Below are 15412 nucleotides of genomic sequence, written 5' to 3' on the forward strand. Positions count from 1 at the left end.
AACGCCGATTCGCGGCGGCCGAGCCCTGCACGACCCGTAAGAAGAACGAGCGGACCTGACCACCCGATGCCGATAACGATCCTCGATCTCGTCCTGCTCGCGGTGATGCTGATCTCGGGCCTGCTTGCGATGGTGCGCGGCTTCATGCGCGAGATCCTGTCGATCGCGGCCTGGGGCGCGGCGGCGCTGGTCACGCTCTATGCTTTCTCGAAGCTTTTGCCGACCGCCAAAACTTACTTCAACAACGACACGGTCGCCGCCGTCGTCGTGGTCGCCGGCACGTTCATCGGTACCCTGATCGTGGTGTCCATCATCACGGTGCGGATTTCCGACATGATCCTGGATTCACGTATCGGCGCGCTCGACCGCACGCTCGGCTTCCTGTTCGGGCTGGCGCGCGGGCTCCTGATCGTGGTCGTCGCCTTCCTGTTCTTCAGCTGGCTGGTTCCTGACAAGCAGCGGCCGGACTGGGTGACGGGCGCAAAATCCCGCGTGGTGCTGCAAGGAACCGGGGATTGGCTGATGTCGCTCTTGCCTGATGACCCCGAGAACACCATCTTAAAGCGGTTCAAGAAAAACAAACCGGAAGACGATCAGACTGACGCCGAACCCACCGCGCCGGCGTCGGGCGATGGCTATAGTAAACCTGCCCGCGACAGCCTTAAAAAGCTGATCGAAAAACCTGCGGGCCGTTAAACCTTGGCTTAGGCTTGTTGGGCTAAATCCCGCACAGGCTACAAAGAAAGGCGATGAACGCGATGCAATCCCCTTCCGATCACGCCGAGCAGCTTGACCCGTACTCCGGGTCCATCGAATTGCAGGATGATCTGGAAGGCGACACGCTACGCGAGGAGTGCGGCGTGTTCGGCATTTTCGGTCACCCCGAAGCCGCCACCATCACGGCGCTCGGATTGCACGCCCTCCAGCATCGCGGCCAGGAAGCTTGCGGCATCGTCACCTTCGACGGCAGCCGCTTCCACTCTGAGCGACGGCTCGGCCTGGTCGGCGACACCTTCTCCCGCCGCGAAGTGATCGAACGCCTGCCCGGCTCGACCGCGGTCGGCCATGTCCGCTATTCCACCACCGGCGCCACCATCCTGCGCAACGTGCAGCCGTTGTTCGCCGAGCTCAACGCCGGCGGCTTTGCGGTCGGCCATAACGGCAACCTCACCAACGGGCTGTCGCTGCGCCGCGAGCTCGTCAAGAACGGCGCGATGATGCAATCGACCACCGACACCGAGGTGATCCTGCACCTGGTGGCGCAGTCCAAACGCAGCCATTTTGTCGATCGCTTCATCGAGGCGCTGCGCGCGATCGAGGGCGCCTATTCGCTGGTCGCGCTGACCAACAAGAAGCTGGTCGGCGCGCGCGATCCGCTCGGCATCCGGCCGCTCGTGCTCGGCGACCTCGACGGCCGGCCGATCCTGACCTCGGAGACCTGCGCGCTCGACATGATCGGCGCCAAATATGTCCGCGACATCGAGCCCGGCGAGATCATCGTGTTCGATGAGGAAGGCGCGCACACGCACAAGCCGTTCCCGCCGAAGCCGCCACGGCCCTGCATCTTCGAATACATCTATTTCTCGCGGCCCGACTCCATCGTCGGCGGCCGTTCGGTCTATGAGGTCCGCAAGGCATTCGGCGCGCAGCTTGCGCGCGAGAACCATCCGGATATCGACGTCGTCGTGCCGGTGCCAGACTCCGGCGTACCAGCCGCGGTCGGCTACAGCCAGTATTCCGGCGTGCCGTTCGAGCTTGGCATCATCCGCAACCACTATGTCGGCCGCACCTTCATCCAGCCGACCCAGAGCGTGCGCGAGCTCGGCGTGCGCATGAAGCATTCGGCCAACCGCGCCGCGATCGAGGGCAAGCGCATCCTCCTGATCGACGACTCGCTGGTGCGCGGCACCACCTCGAAGAAGATCGTGCGCATGATGCGCGACGCCGGCGCCCTCGAAGTGCACTTCCGCCTCGCTTCGCCGCCGATCCTCTATCCCGACTATTACGGCATCGACCTGCCCGACCGCGGCGGCCTCTTGGCGGCGACGCATACGCTGGAGGAAATGCGCGACATCATCGGCGCGGACTCGCTGGCCTTCCTGTCGATCGACGGCATGTATCGCGCCATGGGCTATCCCGACGGCCGCGATCCCGCCAACCCGAAATTCGCCGACCACTGCTTCACGGGCGCCTACCCCACCCACCTCACCGACCACAGCGAAACCGAGCCGCAGCCACGGCAATTGTCGCTGCTGGCGGAGGCGAGCTGAGAGAGACTATCGCTCCTGCACCGCCATGGCCGGGCTTGTCCCGGCCATCCACGTCTGTAATACCGCGCCAAGAACACGTGGATGCCCGGGACAAGCCCGGCCATGACGAACACTTGGACAACCATGACAAAACCCCTCGCGTCCCGCATCGCCCTCGTCACCGGCGCCTCGCGCGGCATCGGCTATGCCACCGCGCTCGCGCTGGCCAAGGCCGGCGCGCATATCGTGGCGGTGGCGCGGACGCAAGGAGGGCTCGAGGAGCTCGACGACGAGATCCGGCAAAGCGGCGGCAGCGCCACGCTGGTGCCGCTCAGCCTCACCGATTCCGACGGCATCGCCCGCCTCGGCGCAGCGCTGCATGAGCGCCATGGGAAGCTCGACATTTTCATCGGCAATGCCGGCGTCGCCGGTCCCTCCTCGCCGCTCGGCCACATCGATCTGAAATCGTGGAACGACGTGATGGCGGTCAACGTGACCGCCAACTTCCAGCTCATCCGCTGCATGGAGCCACTCCTGAAAGTGTCGGACGCCGGACGCGCGGTGTTCATCACCTCGGGTGCAGCCAACAAGGCACTCGCCTATCTCGGCCCCTATGCGACGTCCAAGGCCGCCCTGGAAACGTTGGTGCGCGTCTGGGCCAACGAGACCGCGAGCACAAAGTTGCGCGTCAACCTGTTCAGCCCCGGCCCGATCCGCACCCGTATGCGCGCCGCCGTGTTTCCGGGCGAAGACCCGAGGGATCTCGATACGCCCGAGCAGGCGGCGGAGTTCATCGTGCCGATGTGTTCGCCGGAGTGGACGGAGACCGGCAAGTTCTACGATTATCCCTCGCGCAAGCTGATGAGCTTCCATCCGCCGGCGTGATTTTCTCCGTCATTGCGAGGAGCGCGGCGACGAAGCAATCCGCACCTCCACTTGTGGCGCTATGGATTGCTTCGCTCCGCTCGCAATGACGGGCGATTGACTCAACTCCCTCGGCGCGATTGACTGCTACCTGAGCGGGCAAACCGCCAAGAAAAATCTCGGGAGGCAACCATGACGGCGAGGCTCAATCGCGCGCGCACCCTTTTCGGATTCATCTTAAGCTGCATCGCCTGCTTCTGCCTGTCAGCGCCGTCGCATGCCGGCGACATTCCGGCCTTCGCGGTCGATGCAGCCTGGCCGAAGCCATTGCCGAACAACTGGATCCTCGGACAGGTCGGCGGCATCACCGTCGACTGGCAGGGCCATATCTGGGTGATCCATCGCCCGCGCTCGCTGACCGATGACGAGAAAGGCGCAACGCTCAATCCGCCGCGTTCGAAATGCTGCGTCCCCGCACCGCCGGTGCTCGAGTTCGACGCCGACGGCAATCTGTTGCGCGCCTGGGGCGGGCCCGGCGAAGGCTATGAATGGGTCGGCCGCGAGCACGGCATCGAGGTCGACGAGCGCGGCTTCGTCTGGGTCGGCGGCAATGCCGACAACGACAACGCGATCCTGAAATTCACGCTCGACGGCAAGTTCGTCTCCCAGATCGGCAAGATCGCGCCGAGCAAGGGCTCTAACGACACCACCCAGCTCGGCAAGCCCGCGGAGACCGCCATCGACAAGGCGGCCAACGAGATCTACGTCGCCGATGGCTACGGCAACCGCCGCGTGATCGTGTTCGACGCCACGAGCGGCGCCTACAAGCGGCACTGGGGCGCCTATGGCAACAAGCCTGATGACGACAAGCAGGCCGCCTACGATCCCAAGGCGCCGATTGCCCAACAATTCGGCAATCCCGTGCACTGCGTGAAGCTCGCGGGTGACGGGCTGGTCTATGTCTGCGACCGCATCAACAACCGTATCCAGGTGTTCAAGAAGGATGGGACCTTCGTCAAAGAGTGGTTCTTTGAAAAGAATACGCTCGGCAACGGAGCGGTATGGGACATCGCGCTCTGGCCCGATCCGAACCAAACATATCTCTTGAGCGCGGACGGCGAGAACAACGAGATCCGGATCATCAGGCGCGACGATGGCACGGTCGTCGGCAGTTTCGGCCGCAGCGGCCGCAATGCCGGGCAATTCCACTGGGTCCACGCCATGGCCGTCGACGCCAAGGGCAACGTCTATACGGCCGAGGTCGACAACGCCAAGCGCATCCAGAAATTCAAACTGAGCTCCGATGCGCTACGATAAGCGCATTGCCGGAAGGCGCGAGACAGGATAAGCGGGAACCTGAGGATCGGGTCACCCCCGACCGCGCCGCTGGTGAAAGGCCCCAAAAAAAGAGGGCCGCGCCGGCATTAACAGGAGGGAACACATGAAAACGACGCGCGCGCGGCGCTACGCCGCGCTATTCGCTTGCGCCGGATTGGGTCTTGCGACCCCGGCTTTCGCCCAAGACAAAACTCAAGACAAAACCGTCAAGATCGGCGTGTTGAACGACATGTCGAGCCTTTACGCCGACATCGGCGGCGCCAATTCGGTCGCCGCGGTCAACATGGCGGTCGAGGATTCCGGCCTGCGTAACAAGGGCTGGAAGATCGAGGTGCTGAGCGGCGATCACCAGAACAAGCCTGATGTCGGCGTCAACATCGCCCGGCAATGGATCGATAATGAGAAGGTCGACGTCATCGTCGACACGCCGAACTCGGGCGTCGCGCTCGCGGTCAGCAACCTCGTCAAGGAGAAGAATGCGGTGCTGCTCAACTCGGGCGCGGCCACCGCCGATCTCACCGGCAAGGCCTGCACGCCGAACACGATCTCCTACACCTACGACACCTACATGCTCGCCAACGGCACCGGCAAGGCGCTGACCAAGGCCGGCGGCGATAGCTGGTTCTTCCTCACCGCCGACTACGCCTTCGGCCATGCGCTGGAGCGCGACACCACCGCGGTCGTTCTCGCCAATGGTGGCAAGGTGCTGGGCAGCGTGAAGCATCCGCTCAACACCTCCGACTTCTCCTCCTTCCTGCTGCAGGCGCAGTCCTCGAAGGCGAAGGTGGTCGGGCTCGCGAATGCCGGCGGTGACACCACGAACTCGATCAAGCAGGCGTCGGAGTTCGGCATCGTCTCCGGCGGCCAGAAGCTTGCGGCACTCCTGCTGTTCATCACCGACGTGCATTCGCTCGGCCTGAAGACCGCGCAGGGCCTGACGTTTACGGAATCCTTCTACTGGGATTTGAACGACAAGACCCGCGAATGGTCGAAGCGTTTCGCCAAGGTGTCGCCGAAGGGCATGATGCCGTCGATGACGGTCGCCGGCAATTACGCGGCCACCCTGCACTATCTGAAGGCGCTGGAAGCGATGGGCGGCAACCCGCATGACGGCGCCAAGACCGTCGTCAAGATGAAGGAACTGCCGACCGACGATCCCCTGTTCGGCAAGGGCCCGCTGCGCATCGACGGCCGCCGCATCATCCCGGCCTATCTGTTCGAGGTGAAGAAGCCGGAAGAGTCCAAATATCCCTGGGACTATTACAAGCTGATCGCCACCATCGCGCCGGAAGACGCGGCCAAGCCGCTGGAAGCCAGCGAGTGCCCGCTGGTGAAGAAGTAATGGCGTGATGCGTAGGGTAGGCAAAGGCGCGAAGCGCCGTGCCCACCATCGCCTGCTGTGCTCGCGATGGTGGGCACGCGGAGCCTGTCATCGGGCGCGCGTTCGCGCGACCCGTTGGCTTTGCCCACCCTACGAAGCCTGCGCTTTCCTCGCGAGCGTCAGCGACGCAACCAATAGCGCCAGCAGCAACAATGCTGCGGCGAGGAAGAACGGCGCGCCCGGCAATTTGAACGGCGCGCTTGTGCCGATGAAATACGCGAATGTCAGCGTGAACAGGAACGGACCCACGAGCTGGGACACGCTCTGCACACTGGTGGTGGCGCCCTGGAGCTGGCCCTGCTGGTCGGGCGCAACAAGCTGCGTCATCAACGCCTGGAGCGCCGCGCCCGCCACGCCCCATAGCGCCATCACGGGAATGCCGAACCAGGACAGCGCTCCGGTCGGCGCGCTCGCGAAAATCAGAAAGCCGATCGCGCCACAGGCGAGCCCGAACAACAACGCGCGCCGCTCGCCGAAGCGCTTGACGATCGGGCCGATCGCCGCGCCCTGCACGATCATCTGGCAGAGGCCGACCAGCGCAAGCGTCGCGCCGACGGTGGCGGTGTCCCAGCCGTAGCGATAGGTCGCATAGAGCACGTAGGTCGAGGGCAGCACGACATGGGCGAGCTGCGCGAAGAAATTCGCCAACGAGAGCCCTGCGAGCACGCGGTCCGAGCCCAATAGATGCAACGCGCCGACCGGATTGGCGCTCTTCCAGCGGAACGGCGAACGCCGCTCTCGCGGCAGCGACTCCGGCAGGATCAAGAGGCCATAGAGTCCGTTGGCAAAGCTCAAGCCCGCCGCAACCCAGAACGGCAATCGCGGATCGAAGCCGCCGAGCAGACCCCCAAGCGCCGGCCCCAGGATGAAACCGGCACCGAAGGCGACGCCGATCTTGCCGAACATGGCGGCGCGCTGCTCCGGCGCGGTGACGTCGGTGATGTAGGCAAAAGCGGTCGAGATGCTTGCCGAGGTGATGCCCGAAATCAGGCGGCCGATGAACAGCCAGACCAGCGATGGCGCCAGCGCCATCAGCACATAGTCGGCGGCAAGACCGAAGTTCGACAATAGCACCACCGGACGCCGCCCGAACCTGTCGGACAATCCGCCGAGGATCGGCGAGAAGAGTAATTGCATCAACGCCCAGGCGGTGCCGAACAGGCCGAAGATGCGCGCGGCGCTCGCCGTATCATTGTCGACGAAGCCCTCGATCAGTTTCGGCAGGATCGGAATGACAACGCCGAGCGCCAGCATGTCGAGCAGGACGGTGCCGAAGATGAAGATCGCGGCGCCGCTCCGCCTCGGCGGGGCATCGATGACGGCCGTCTTTTCGCTCATGACGGCCGCTTGCGCTTGTGGGCGAACGGATTGGCTTTTTCGCGCAGCGTGATGCGCACCGGCGTGCCCGGCAGGTCAAAGGTCTCGCGCAGCGAGTTGGTGAGATAGCGCAAATAGGATTGCGGCACGGCGTCGGCGCGCGAGCAGAACAGCACGAAGCTTGGCGGCCGCGCCTTGTTCTGGGTGATGTAGTTCAGCTTCAACCTGCGGCCGGAGACGGCGGGCGGCGGGTTGGCCGCGATCGCCTGCTCGAACCAGCGGTTGAGCGCGGCGGTGGGAACGCGCTTGTTCCAGGTGGCATAGGCCTCCTCGATCGCCTTCATCAGGCGATCGACGCCCTCGCCCATCAGCCCGGACACCGCAACGATGGGCACGCCCTTCACCTGCGGCAGCCAATGATCGGCGTCGGCGCGGAGGCCCGAGATCAGGTTCGGCTTACGCTCGACCAGGTCCCATTTGTTGACCGCGAGCACGATCGCGCGGCCCTCGCGCTCGACCAGATCGGCGATGCGCAGGTCCTGCTCCTCGAACTTGTTCTGCGCGTCCATCATCAGCACGACGACTTCGGCGAAGCGCACTGCGCGCAACGCGTCGGCGACTGAGAGCTTCTCAAGCTTCTCTTCGATCCGCGACCGCCGCCGCAAGCCCGCGGTATCGAACAGGCGGAAGTCGCGGCCCTGCCAGTTGATCTCGACCGCAATGGAGTCCCGCGTTGTGCCGGCTTCCGGACTGGTCAAGAGCCGCTCCTCGCCAAGGAGATGATTGATCAGCGTCGACTTGCCGGCGTTGGGGCGGCCGACGATGGCGACGCGGATCGGACGTTTGGCGACGTCCTCCTCGGTTTCAGGCGCATCATCCTCGAGGTCGTCGTCTTCAGCGGGCGCCGGCATCAGCACGCTCAGCGCGTCATAAAGCTCGCCCATGCCCTCGCCGTGCTCGGCGGAAATCTGCACCGGATCGCCCAGGCCCAGCGCGTAGGATTCCATCGCGCCGAGCTCGCCATGTTTGCCCTCGGCCTTGTTGGCGACAAGCACCACCGGCTTGTTGGCGCGGCGGGCGAAATCGGCGAAGGCGCGGTCGGTCGGCGTCAGCCCCACCCGCGCGTCGATCACGAACATCAGCGCGTCAGCAAGGCCGATCGCGGTTTCAGTCTGCTCCTGCATGCGCGCAGTCAGCGAGCCCTTGGCGCCCTCGTCGAGACCGGCGGTATCGATGATGGTGAATTCGAGATCGCCGAGCCGCGCCTGCCCCTCGCGGCGGTCGCGCGTTACGCCGGGCTCGTCATCGACCAGCGCGAGCTTCTGCCCGACCAGACGGTTGAACAGCGTCGACTTTCCGACATTGGGCCGGCCGATGATGGCGATCGTAAAGGACATGGATCATCAAAGCGCTGTTCGCGGAAACGCGTGTCGGTCAATAGAGTCTAGCAGGAACTAGCGCGTAAAACTGCCGCTCGGCATTGGAGCCGGGAATGGTGCGGAGGATTGCTGCGTGGGCTGTGCGGGTTCCGGCTGAGCGGCCGGTTGGGCCGTCGTCTGATCGGGCGGCGGCGCGGTGGTGCGCTTGCGCGCCATCCTCTTTGCCTTCGGCTCCGGCGGCAGTGCGGCGGCCGCGCCCTCCTCGGACGGTGCGGCATTAGGATCAGCGGCGGCCGGCTCGGCTGCGGGCGCCGTGCTCGCGGCAGCCGCCCTGCCCTTGGCCGACCGCTTCGACTTCGCCTGCTCCGGCGGAGGCTGTGGCGGCGGAGCAGCGGCGGCGGCAGCCTGCGCGTTCTGCTCATCGATCTGCTGTTGCTGCGAGCCCTTGTAGAGCTCCTTCGGCACGCCCTGCTCAAGGCCCGGCACGCCATCCGGAAACACCGGCTTGCGCTCACCCGGCAGCTTCTTCTTGGTGTCGAGGAAATCGAGCAGGTCCGATGGGTCGAAATTGGAGAGGCCGCCGCCCCCGCAGCCGGCCAGCACGCTGCAAAGCGCAATGGCGACAGCGGCTGCGATCAGACGTTGCGAGCGGCGCATGGGCAATCCCTCACTCAACTCGTTAGCCTCTCAATCAGCTCTTGGCGACAGGCGGCAGGAGCGCCTGCAGCGCCTCGGCGCGCGAGCGCAGGCTCGGCGGCGTCTCGGCATCGTTGGCGATCAGGTCGAGCCACTGCCGCGCCGCGGCCGCGTCATTGGCACGATAGGCCGATAACGCCAGCAACTCGCGCGCGGTGTGACGGAAGGTCGAGTTCGCCGCGGTGGCGGGCTCGAGCCGCTGCAGCATGTTCTGGTAGGTCGCGGTTTCCAGCAGCAATTGCGCGGCCCGGATCCGCGCCAGGTCCTGATCCGCCACACCGACGCTGCGGTCGGCCGCGATCTCGTCATACATCTTCGCGGCCGCCTGCGGGTCGCGGGCTGCGATTTCGGCAGCCAGCCGCAGTCGCGCCAGCACCCGGTAACCGGCCGGCGCCTTCGCAGCCAGGTCGGCGAAAGCGGCCTCCGACTCGGCGCGCTTGTTCTGTTCGGACAGCTCGACAGCCCGGTCGAATGCAGCCCCCGCCTCGGCCGCCTTCTGGGCCTGGAGGTATTCGTAGCCGCGCCAGCCGCCGACGCCGGCGACGATCAGAATCGCGACCGCAATGATCAGAAGCGAATACTTGTCCCACAGCTTCTTGAGCTGCTCGCGACGTAGTTCCTCGTCGACTTCACTAAATAATTCAGACACTTAAGGCTATCCCATCCCCGGAGGGCGAAGCAAAACGCTCAGGCGGCAGGCGCGCCCGATCCCCACATCGCGGCGGCGTTACCTTAATGATATGGCGGTGGCAAGGCAAAGCGAGGCGGATCAAAGCGTTAACGGTGGAAGGCTGCCTGCTCTCGGAGAGCCCAGAGCGTGATGATTTTTCTTCGAATCATCATCCCGCTCTATCTTTTTGATTGAGCATGATCTCCGCGCAAACGCTTCGCGTTTGTCGCGAGGGAAAACCGGCACCCACTTTTCCGGACCATGCTCTAAAGCCGGCCAGATCGGTTACGGTGAAGGATTGAGCGCGAGCAACGGCTGGTCCGCACTCGCCGCAGTTGTCCGCTTCAACGTTCCCCCGTGAAGGAGCTTGCCATCCGGCGCCGCAACCTCGATCAGTTCTGCCGCAAGGAAAGCGTGTTGATCGGGTTTGAATTGGAAACTGTGGTTGCCGCTTCCAAGATTGGCGTTTTCGAGATCCTGTCGATAGCGGTCGGCCAGAATGCTACCGACCAGTCTGCCGTCAAAATAGAGTTCCACGCGAAGCGGGATTTCGGGATAGTCGACGCACTGAGCCCAGCCAGCAATGGTGTGAGGCTTTATATGATCGACGTAACCTCGCAGCGTGCCACCCTTCAAGATATCCTGGACGCCGTCTTCGATCGCGGCGAGATCCTGCTGGCACAGATCACGTGATAGCGCGAGGCTGAACTGATCCGTGTCAAGCGCCCGAGAGAGCAGTTCCTTTCGGTGAGCCTTCATCTCCAACAGCGCCGTCACATTCTTCAGTCTGACATAGGCGCCAACGACCTGCTGGATTCCCCGGTTCATCGCCTTGCGAAATCCCTTAAAAATCGTTGGGGAAATATGCCTTGGCTGCCAGGCCGGGTAAAGGTTGTCCTGACAGCCACAGCGCATTCGCAGGGCAGCGATGTGACCGTGGTGGCAATGGAACCAATTGATCTCGGATACCTGCGACAAGGGAGGTTTGTCGTGACGCCGCAATATCTCTCCAAAGTCTATCGAGACTACATCACCTGCTTGAACGCGCAGGACTGGACGAATTTGGGACGGTTCGTCCACGATGACGTACGCCACAATGGCCGGCAGATTGGATTGTCAGGCTATCGCCAGATGCTCGAAAATGACTTTCAGCAGATCCCGGACCTCTCGTTCAATATCCAGCTCTTGATCGCGGAGCCGCCTTACGTGTCGAGCCGCCTGCTCTTCGACTGCACGCCGAAAGGAGAATTTCTCGGGCTCAAGATCGACGGGAAACGAGTTTCGTTCGCCGAGAACGTTATTTACGAATTTCGGGAAGGTAAGATCGTGGAGGTTTGGTCGGTCATAGATAAGCCGGCCATCGAAGCCCAGTTGCGACGCTCGCAATGACGCCGTCGTCCCGGGCTTGAGCTATAGCCGTCGCTGCCGCTTGTGATGTGCGCCGCTGCAACTGCTCGCTCGCGCCACAACACCTCCCTGTGGTTATGGGTCCCCGCCTTCGCGGGGACGACACCGGTGGGCGTTGTTACAGTCGCGTAGGGTGGGCAAAGCGCAGCGTGCCCACCATCAAGAGCGATGCAAGAAGAGGTGGGCACGCGGAGCCTGTCATGGGGCGCGCGTTCGCGCGACCCGTTGGCTTTGCCCACCCTATAGCCCCGCCAGCATTTCCCGTAACCGTCGCTTGATCACCTTGCCGTTGGCGTTGCGCGGCAGCGGATCGCGCGTGATCGCCATTGTTTCCGGCACCTTGTAGTCGGACAACCGCTCGGCGCACCAGGCGCGCAAAACTTCTGCGCCAACCTCGTCGCGGGTCACCACCACCGCATGGACGCGCTCGCCCAGCACCGGACAGGGCTTGGCGATGATCGCGCTCTCCACGACTGCGGGATGGCCTGCCAGCACCGACTCGACTTCGGCGGAATAGATCTTCAGGCCGCCGCGGTTGATCATGTCCTTGGCGCGATCGAGCACACGGACAAAATCGCGCTCGTCGATTGAGCCGAGATCGCCGGAATGCCAGAAGCCGGCAGTGAAGCTCTCCGTGGTCGCCTGCGGATTGTTCCAGTAGCCTTTGATAACCGAGCCGCTGCGGATCCAGATCTCGCCGATCTCGCCGCGCGGCAGCTCGCGGTGATTGCCGTCCATCACGATGATCTCCGCGCCGGGGCACGGCAGGCCGACGCTGTCGATATGCGCAGCCGTCAATTCGCCGGGCATCAGGGTCGAGGGCGATGTGGTCTCGGTGGCGCCGTAGCAGTTCGCGAGCTTCAGTCCGGGCAATTTCGCGCCCAATCGCTCGATCGTCGCGACCGGCATCGGGGCGCCGCCGAAGCCGCCGATGCGCCAGCTCGAGAGATCGTAACTGTCGAAATCCGGCTGCAGCAGGCAGAGATTGTACATCGCCGGCACCATCACGGTGTAGGTGACGCGCTCGCGGGAGGCGACCTTCAGATATTCCGCCGCCTTGAACTCGGGCATGATGATCAGCGCGCCGCCGCAGCAAGCCATGGTCGTGATATTGGCGACCGCGCCGGTGACATGCGCCAGCGGCACGGCCGCGATCGAGCGATCCACTGCTGTGAGCTTCAGGGCGGACACGAACACCATCGAGGAATGGATGACGTTGCAGTGCGCGAGCATCGCGCCTTTCGGCCGTCCCGTGGTGCCTGATGTGTAGAGGATCATCGCGGTATCCTCTTCGCCGACCATGGCGGGCGCTTCGGATGGCGCATTGTCCAGCAGTGCCGCGAATTGCGAGGTGCTGTCATCGCTGACCGAAATCCGATGCTCCAGCGCGGGGACATCGGCCGCGTCCGGCACACGCGCGGCAAGCGTTGCCTCGTGGATCAGGAGCCTGGCGCCGCAGTCACTCAAGATATAGGCGATCTCCGGCTTCTGCTGTCGGGTCGAGAGCAGCACGGTCACCAGGCCCGCATGCGCGGCGGCGAACATCGTCAGCACGAATTCGATGCGATTGCCGAGCAGCACCGCGACACGATCGCCGGCGCGCAGGCCGAGCTTCTGCAATCCGGCGGCGACCTGCGCGGATTGCTGCACGACCTCGCGCCATGTCATTCGCCTGTCGCCGCAGATCAGCGCCTCGCCGTCAGGGTTTCTTGCGGCGGCGTCCGATATCATTGCCCAGATGCTGTTCGGCCGCTCGCAAAACACCGGCACGACGCGGTCGCCGAAGCGCGCTTCAAGCCGCATGTCCGGAATCGAATGGCCTGACCAGTCCATCTGGCTAGCTCTTTTTCATGTCGTAGACATGCTCGGGCCCAGGGAATTTGCGCGCGCGGACGTCGGCGGCATAGCCTTCGATGGCCGCTTCGATCGAGGGTCCGAGATTGCCGTAGCGGCGGACGAATTTCGGGGTGCGCGGCGACAGTCCGAGCATGTCCTCCAGCACCAGCACCTGGCCGTCGCAGGCGGCGCTTGCGCCGATGCCGATGGTGGGAATGGCGATCTCCTGCGTGATCTTGCGCGCGAGCGGCTCGGCCACCGCTTCGATCACGACCGAGAAGGCTCCGGCTTCCGCGATCGCCTTGGCGTCGTTCTCGATCGGCGCCCAGCCTTTCTCGTCACGCCCCTGCGCGCGAAACGAGCCGAGCGTATTGATCGATTGCGGCGTCAGCCCGATATGGCCCATCACGGGAATGCCGCGCTCGGTCAGGAACGCCACGGTCTCGGCCATGCGGGCGCCGCCTTCGAGCTTCACCGCGCCGCACTCGGTCTCCTTCAAGATCCGCACCGCGGAATGAAACGCCTGCTCCTTTGACGCCTCATAGGAGCCGAACGGCATGTCCACCACGACAAGCGCGCGCTCGGAGCCGCGCATCACAGCACGCCCCTGCAGGATCATCATCTCCAGCGTGACGGGCACAGTAGTCTCGAGCCCATGCATGACGTTGCCGAGAGAATCGCCGACCAGGATGACGTCGCAGTAGCGGTCGACCAGCGCCGCGGTATGCGCGTGATACGACGTCAGCATCACGATCGGCTCGCCGTTCTTGCGGGCGCGGATATCGGGTGCGGTCTTGCGCTTGATGGCTGATTGTACGGACATAGTTAAGCTCCAACGACGGGGACGCCAATCACGACCGGATGGAACGCGAAGGCCAGTGCGACATAGGCGATGACGCCGACCGCCACCGCGATCGCATCATTGCCGGCGCCGCCGACCGGGATCGGCGGGCCGCCGGCGTCAGTGCGATGTTTCAGCGAGATGCGATCAAACACCGCCCAGGCCAGGAACGAGCCGAACAGGATGATCGAACCGAGATCGCCGTTGGCGAGCAGATGCGCCGCCGCCCATAATTTGATGCCGGCGAGCATCGGATGTTTCAGCGTCGTGTAGATGCGGCCGCGGATGTAGGAGGCCACCACCAGGATCACGGCCGGCAGCATCAGCGCGATCGTGATGTGCTTCAGGAATGTCGGCGGATACCAGACGTCGATCCAACCCGTCGCGCGATAACGGGCAAATCCCCAGATGATCAGCGCGAGCCCGACCGCGGAGACCACCGAATAGGCGATCTTGTAGCCACCCTCGCCCATTGCATCGATGCAGCGCGCGCGCAAGCCGCGCTGGGTCGTGAGCGTGTGGACGGCGAAGAACAGGATCAGTCCCAGGATCATCACCAGCAGTCCCACGATGTCCCTCCCTCGGCGTGGTGCGGTTATTGAGCCTCGCGTATCATTTTAGCCGCATGGAGTGCAATGCGCCAAAATGGGCGAGCCCTTGGCATCGACCCTCCGCGCGTCATAGGCGGGCTTGACCCGCGTATCCATCTTCCGCGCAGCGGACAATGATGATTCTCTTGAGGGATGGATTGCCGGGTCGAGCCCGGCAATGACGACGGTCAGGGGCTTACGGCTTCTCCGCCTGCTTGCCCAATTCGCGGTTGTCGACATAGCGGATCGCGATCGGGCGGCCGGCGAGCGCGCCGCCGAGGCCGCTACTGAATTTGAGCGGCAGGCAGCCTTTCAGCGAGGCGTCGATCGCGTTCAGGTAGGTGGTGCGGGTATCCGCGGGAACGCCTGAGGTGGCGAACGTCATGCGCGGCGCTCCGATCATCTCGCCGGATCGCTTGAAGCTGAAACGGACCGACATCTGCATGCCCTCACGCCCGTCGTCGGCCGGCGGCGGCGTCCAACAGGAGCGCAGCGCCTGGAAGAGATCCCCGATGGTATCGAGATCGTGATCAGGCTTTTTGTATTTGGCCGCCTGATCCTGCGGCGGCACCGTCATGATCGTGAGCTGCAGGTTCTCGCCATAGGGGTAGTTCATCTCGGGGATGCACGGCCAAGTGCTAAACACGCCGCAATAGGACGGCGTGCAGGGTCCTTCCTCCAACACGCTGCAGGGCGTATGCGCGAACGGCACGGGGTTGATCTGGTGCCGAAGCCGCTCGGCGGCATGGCCCGCGGAAATTCCGAAGACGACGAGGGCGATGCAGATCACGACGCGTCGCAGCATGAGAGAAGCCCTTTGGATGCCGCCTCGATGAAAATGAGG

Annotated in this window: 15 protein-coding genes; 6 read left to right on the top strand and 9 right to left on the bottom strand. The window is 64.0% G+C overall.

Features of this window, described 5'->3' with window-relative positions:
• Window positions 1-66 precede the first annotated feature (66 nt).
• The 5 genes from AC5ZG5_RS09855 to AC5ZG5_RS09875 all read left to right on the top strand — a co-directional run bounded on the left by AC5ZG5_RS09855 (window position 67) and on the right by AC5ZG5_RS09875 (window position 5793).
• A complete protein-coding gene (locus AC5ZG5_RS09855) occupies window positions 67-696 on the top strand; it encodes a CvpA family protein (protein WP_028166053.1) in 630 nt (209 codons plus the stop codon).
• 62 nt (window positions 697-758) lie between these two features.
• The gene (purF, locus tag AC5ZG5_RS09860; RefSeq protein WP_456641851.1) at window positions 759-2270 is read left to right on the top strand and encodes an amidophosphoribosyltransferase; all 1512 of its coding nucleotides are present in this window, start codon (window positions 759-761) and stop codon (window positions 2268-2270) included.
• A 123-nt stretch (window positions 2271-2393) separates the two neighbouring features.
• On the top strand, window positions 2394-3134 hold the full coding sequence (locus AC5ZG5_RS09865) for an SDR family NAD(P)-dependent oxidoreductase (RefSeq protein WP_456641702.1): 741 nt from the start codon (window positions 2394-2396) through the stop codon (window positions 3132-3134).
• Between the two features lie 171 nt (window positions 3135-3305).
• Window positions 3306-4430, top strand: coding sequence for an NHL repeat-containing protein (locus tag AC5ZG5_RS09870; protein ID WP_456641703.1), 1125 nt, complete (start codon window positions 3306-3308; stop codon window positions 4428-4430).
• 124 nt (window positions 4431-4554) lie between these two features.
• On the top strand, window positions 4555-5793 hold the full coding sequence (locus AC5ZG5_RS09875; protein ID WP_028166049.1) for an ABC transporter substrate-binding protein: 1239 nt from the start codon (window positions 4555-4557) through the stop codon (window positions 5791-5793).
• Window positions 5794-5922: 129 nt separating this feature from the next.
• Here AC5ZG5_RS09875 and AC5ZG5_RS09880 read toward each other — a convergent pair whose 3' ends face one another.
• The 5 genes from AC5ZG5_RS09880 to AC5ZG5_RS09900 all read right to left on the bottom strand — a co-directional run bounded on the left by AC5ZG5_RS09880 (window position 5923) and on the right by AC5ZG5_RS09900 (window position 10872).
• Complete coding sequence (locus AC5ZG5_RS09880; RefSeq protein WP_456641704.1) at window positions 5923-7170, bottom strand: TCR/Tet family MFS transporter; 1248 nt, start codon at window positions 7168-7170, stop codon at window positions 5923-5925.
• Window positions 7167-8546: a ribosome biogenesis GTPase Der gene (gene der / locus AC5ZG5_RS09885; RefSeq protein ID WP_130230298.1), complete on the bottom strand. Its 1380-nt coding sequence runs from the start codon at window positions 8544-8546 to the stop codon at window positions 7167-7169. Before der ends, AC5ZG5_RS09880 begins: the two co-directional genes overlap by 4 nt.
• A 57-nt stretch (window positions 8547-8603) precedes the next feature.
• Entirely contained in the window at window positions 8604-9185 is a 582-nt protein-coding gene (locus tag AC5ZG5_RS09890) for a hypothetical protein (RefSeq protein ID WP_208826904.1), read from the bottom strand.
• Window positions 9186-9219: 34 nt separating this feature from the next.
• Entirely contained in the window at window positions 9220-9873 is a 654-nt protein-coding gene (locus AC5ZG5_RS09895; protein WP_456641705.1) for a tetratricopeptide repeat protein, read from the bottom strand.
• A gap of 306 nt (window positions 9874-10179) precedes the next feature.
• Window positions 10180-10872, bottom strand: a complete 693-nt coding sequence (locus AC5ZG5_RS09900) for a hypothetical protein (RefSeq protein ID WP_456641858.1) — start codon at window positions 10870-10872, stop codon at window positions 10180-10182.
• Here AC5ZG5_RS09900 and AC5ZG5_RS09905 point away from each other — a divergent pair.
• A complete protein-coding gene (locus tag AC5ZG5_RS09905; protein ID WP_456641852.1) occupies window positions 10840-11283 on the top strand; it encodes an ester cyclase in 444 nt (147 codons plus the stop codon). The two genes, AC5ZG5_RS09900 and AC5ZG5_RS09905, sit on opposite strands and share 33 nt — an antisense overlap.
• Before the next feature lie 258 nt (window positions 11284-11541).
• Here the strand turns inward: AC5ZG5_RS09905 and AC5ZG5_RS09910 are convergent, their stop codons facing one another.
• From AC5ZG5_RS09910 to AC5ZG5_RS09925, 4 genes are all read right to left on the bottom strand, one after another.
• Window positions 11542-13134 carry a class I adenylate-forming enzyme family protein gene (locus AC5ZG5_RS09910; RefSeq protein ID WP_456641706.1) on the bottom strand — a complete coding sequence of 531 codons (1593 nt, stop codon included), beginning with the start codon at window positions 13132-13134 and terminating at the stop codon, window positions 11542-11544.
• A gap of 4 nt (window positions 13135-13138) precedes the next feature.
• A complete protein-coding gene (gene panB / locus AC5ZG5_RS09915) occupies window positions 13139-13960 on the bottom strand; it encodes a 3-methyl-2-oxobutanoate hydroxymethyltransferase (RefSeq protein WP_456641707.1) in 822 nt (273 codons plus the stop codon).
• A 2-nt stretch (window positions 13961-13962) separates the two neighbouring features.
• Window positions 13963-14547 carry an NnrU family protein gene (locus AC5ZG5_RS09920; protein WP_130226758.1) on the bottom strand — a complete coding sequence of 195 codons (585 nt, stop codon included), beginning with the start codon at window positions 14545-14547 and terminating at the stop codon, window positions 13963-13965.
• Between the two features lie 217 nt (window positions 14548-14764).
• On the bottom strand, window positions 14765-15373 hold the full coding sequence (locus AC5ZG5_RS09925; RefSeq protein ID WP_028166039.1) for a UCP034077 family protein: 609 nt from the start codon (window positions 15371-15373) through the stop codon (window positions 14765-14767).
• Window positions 15374-15412: the final 39 nt, after the last annotated feature.

Source organism: Bradyrhizobium sp. Ses1, from assembly GCF_059512365.1.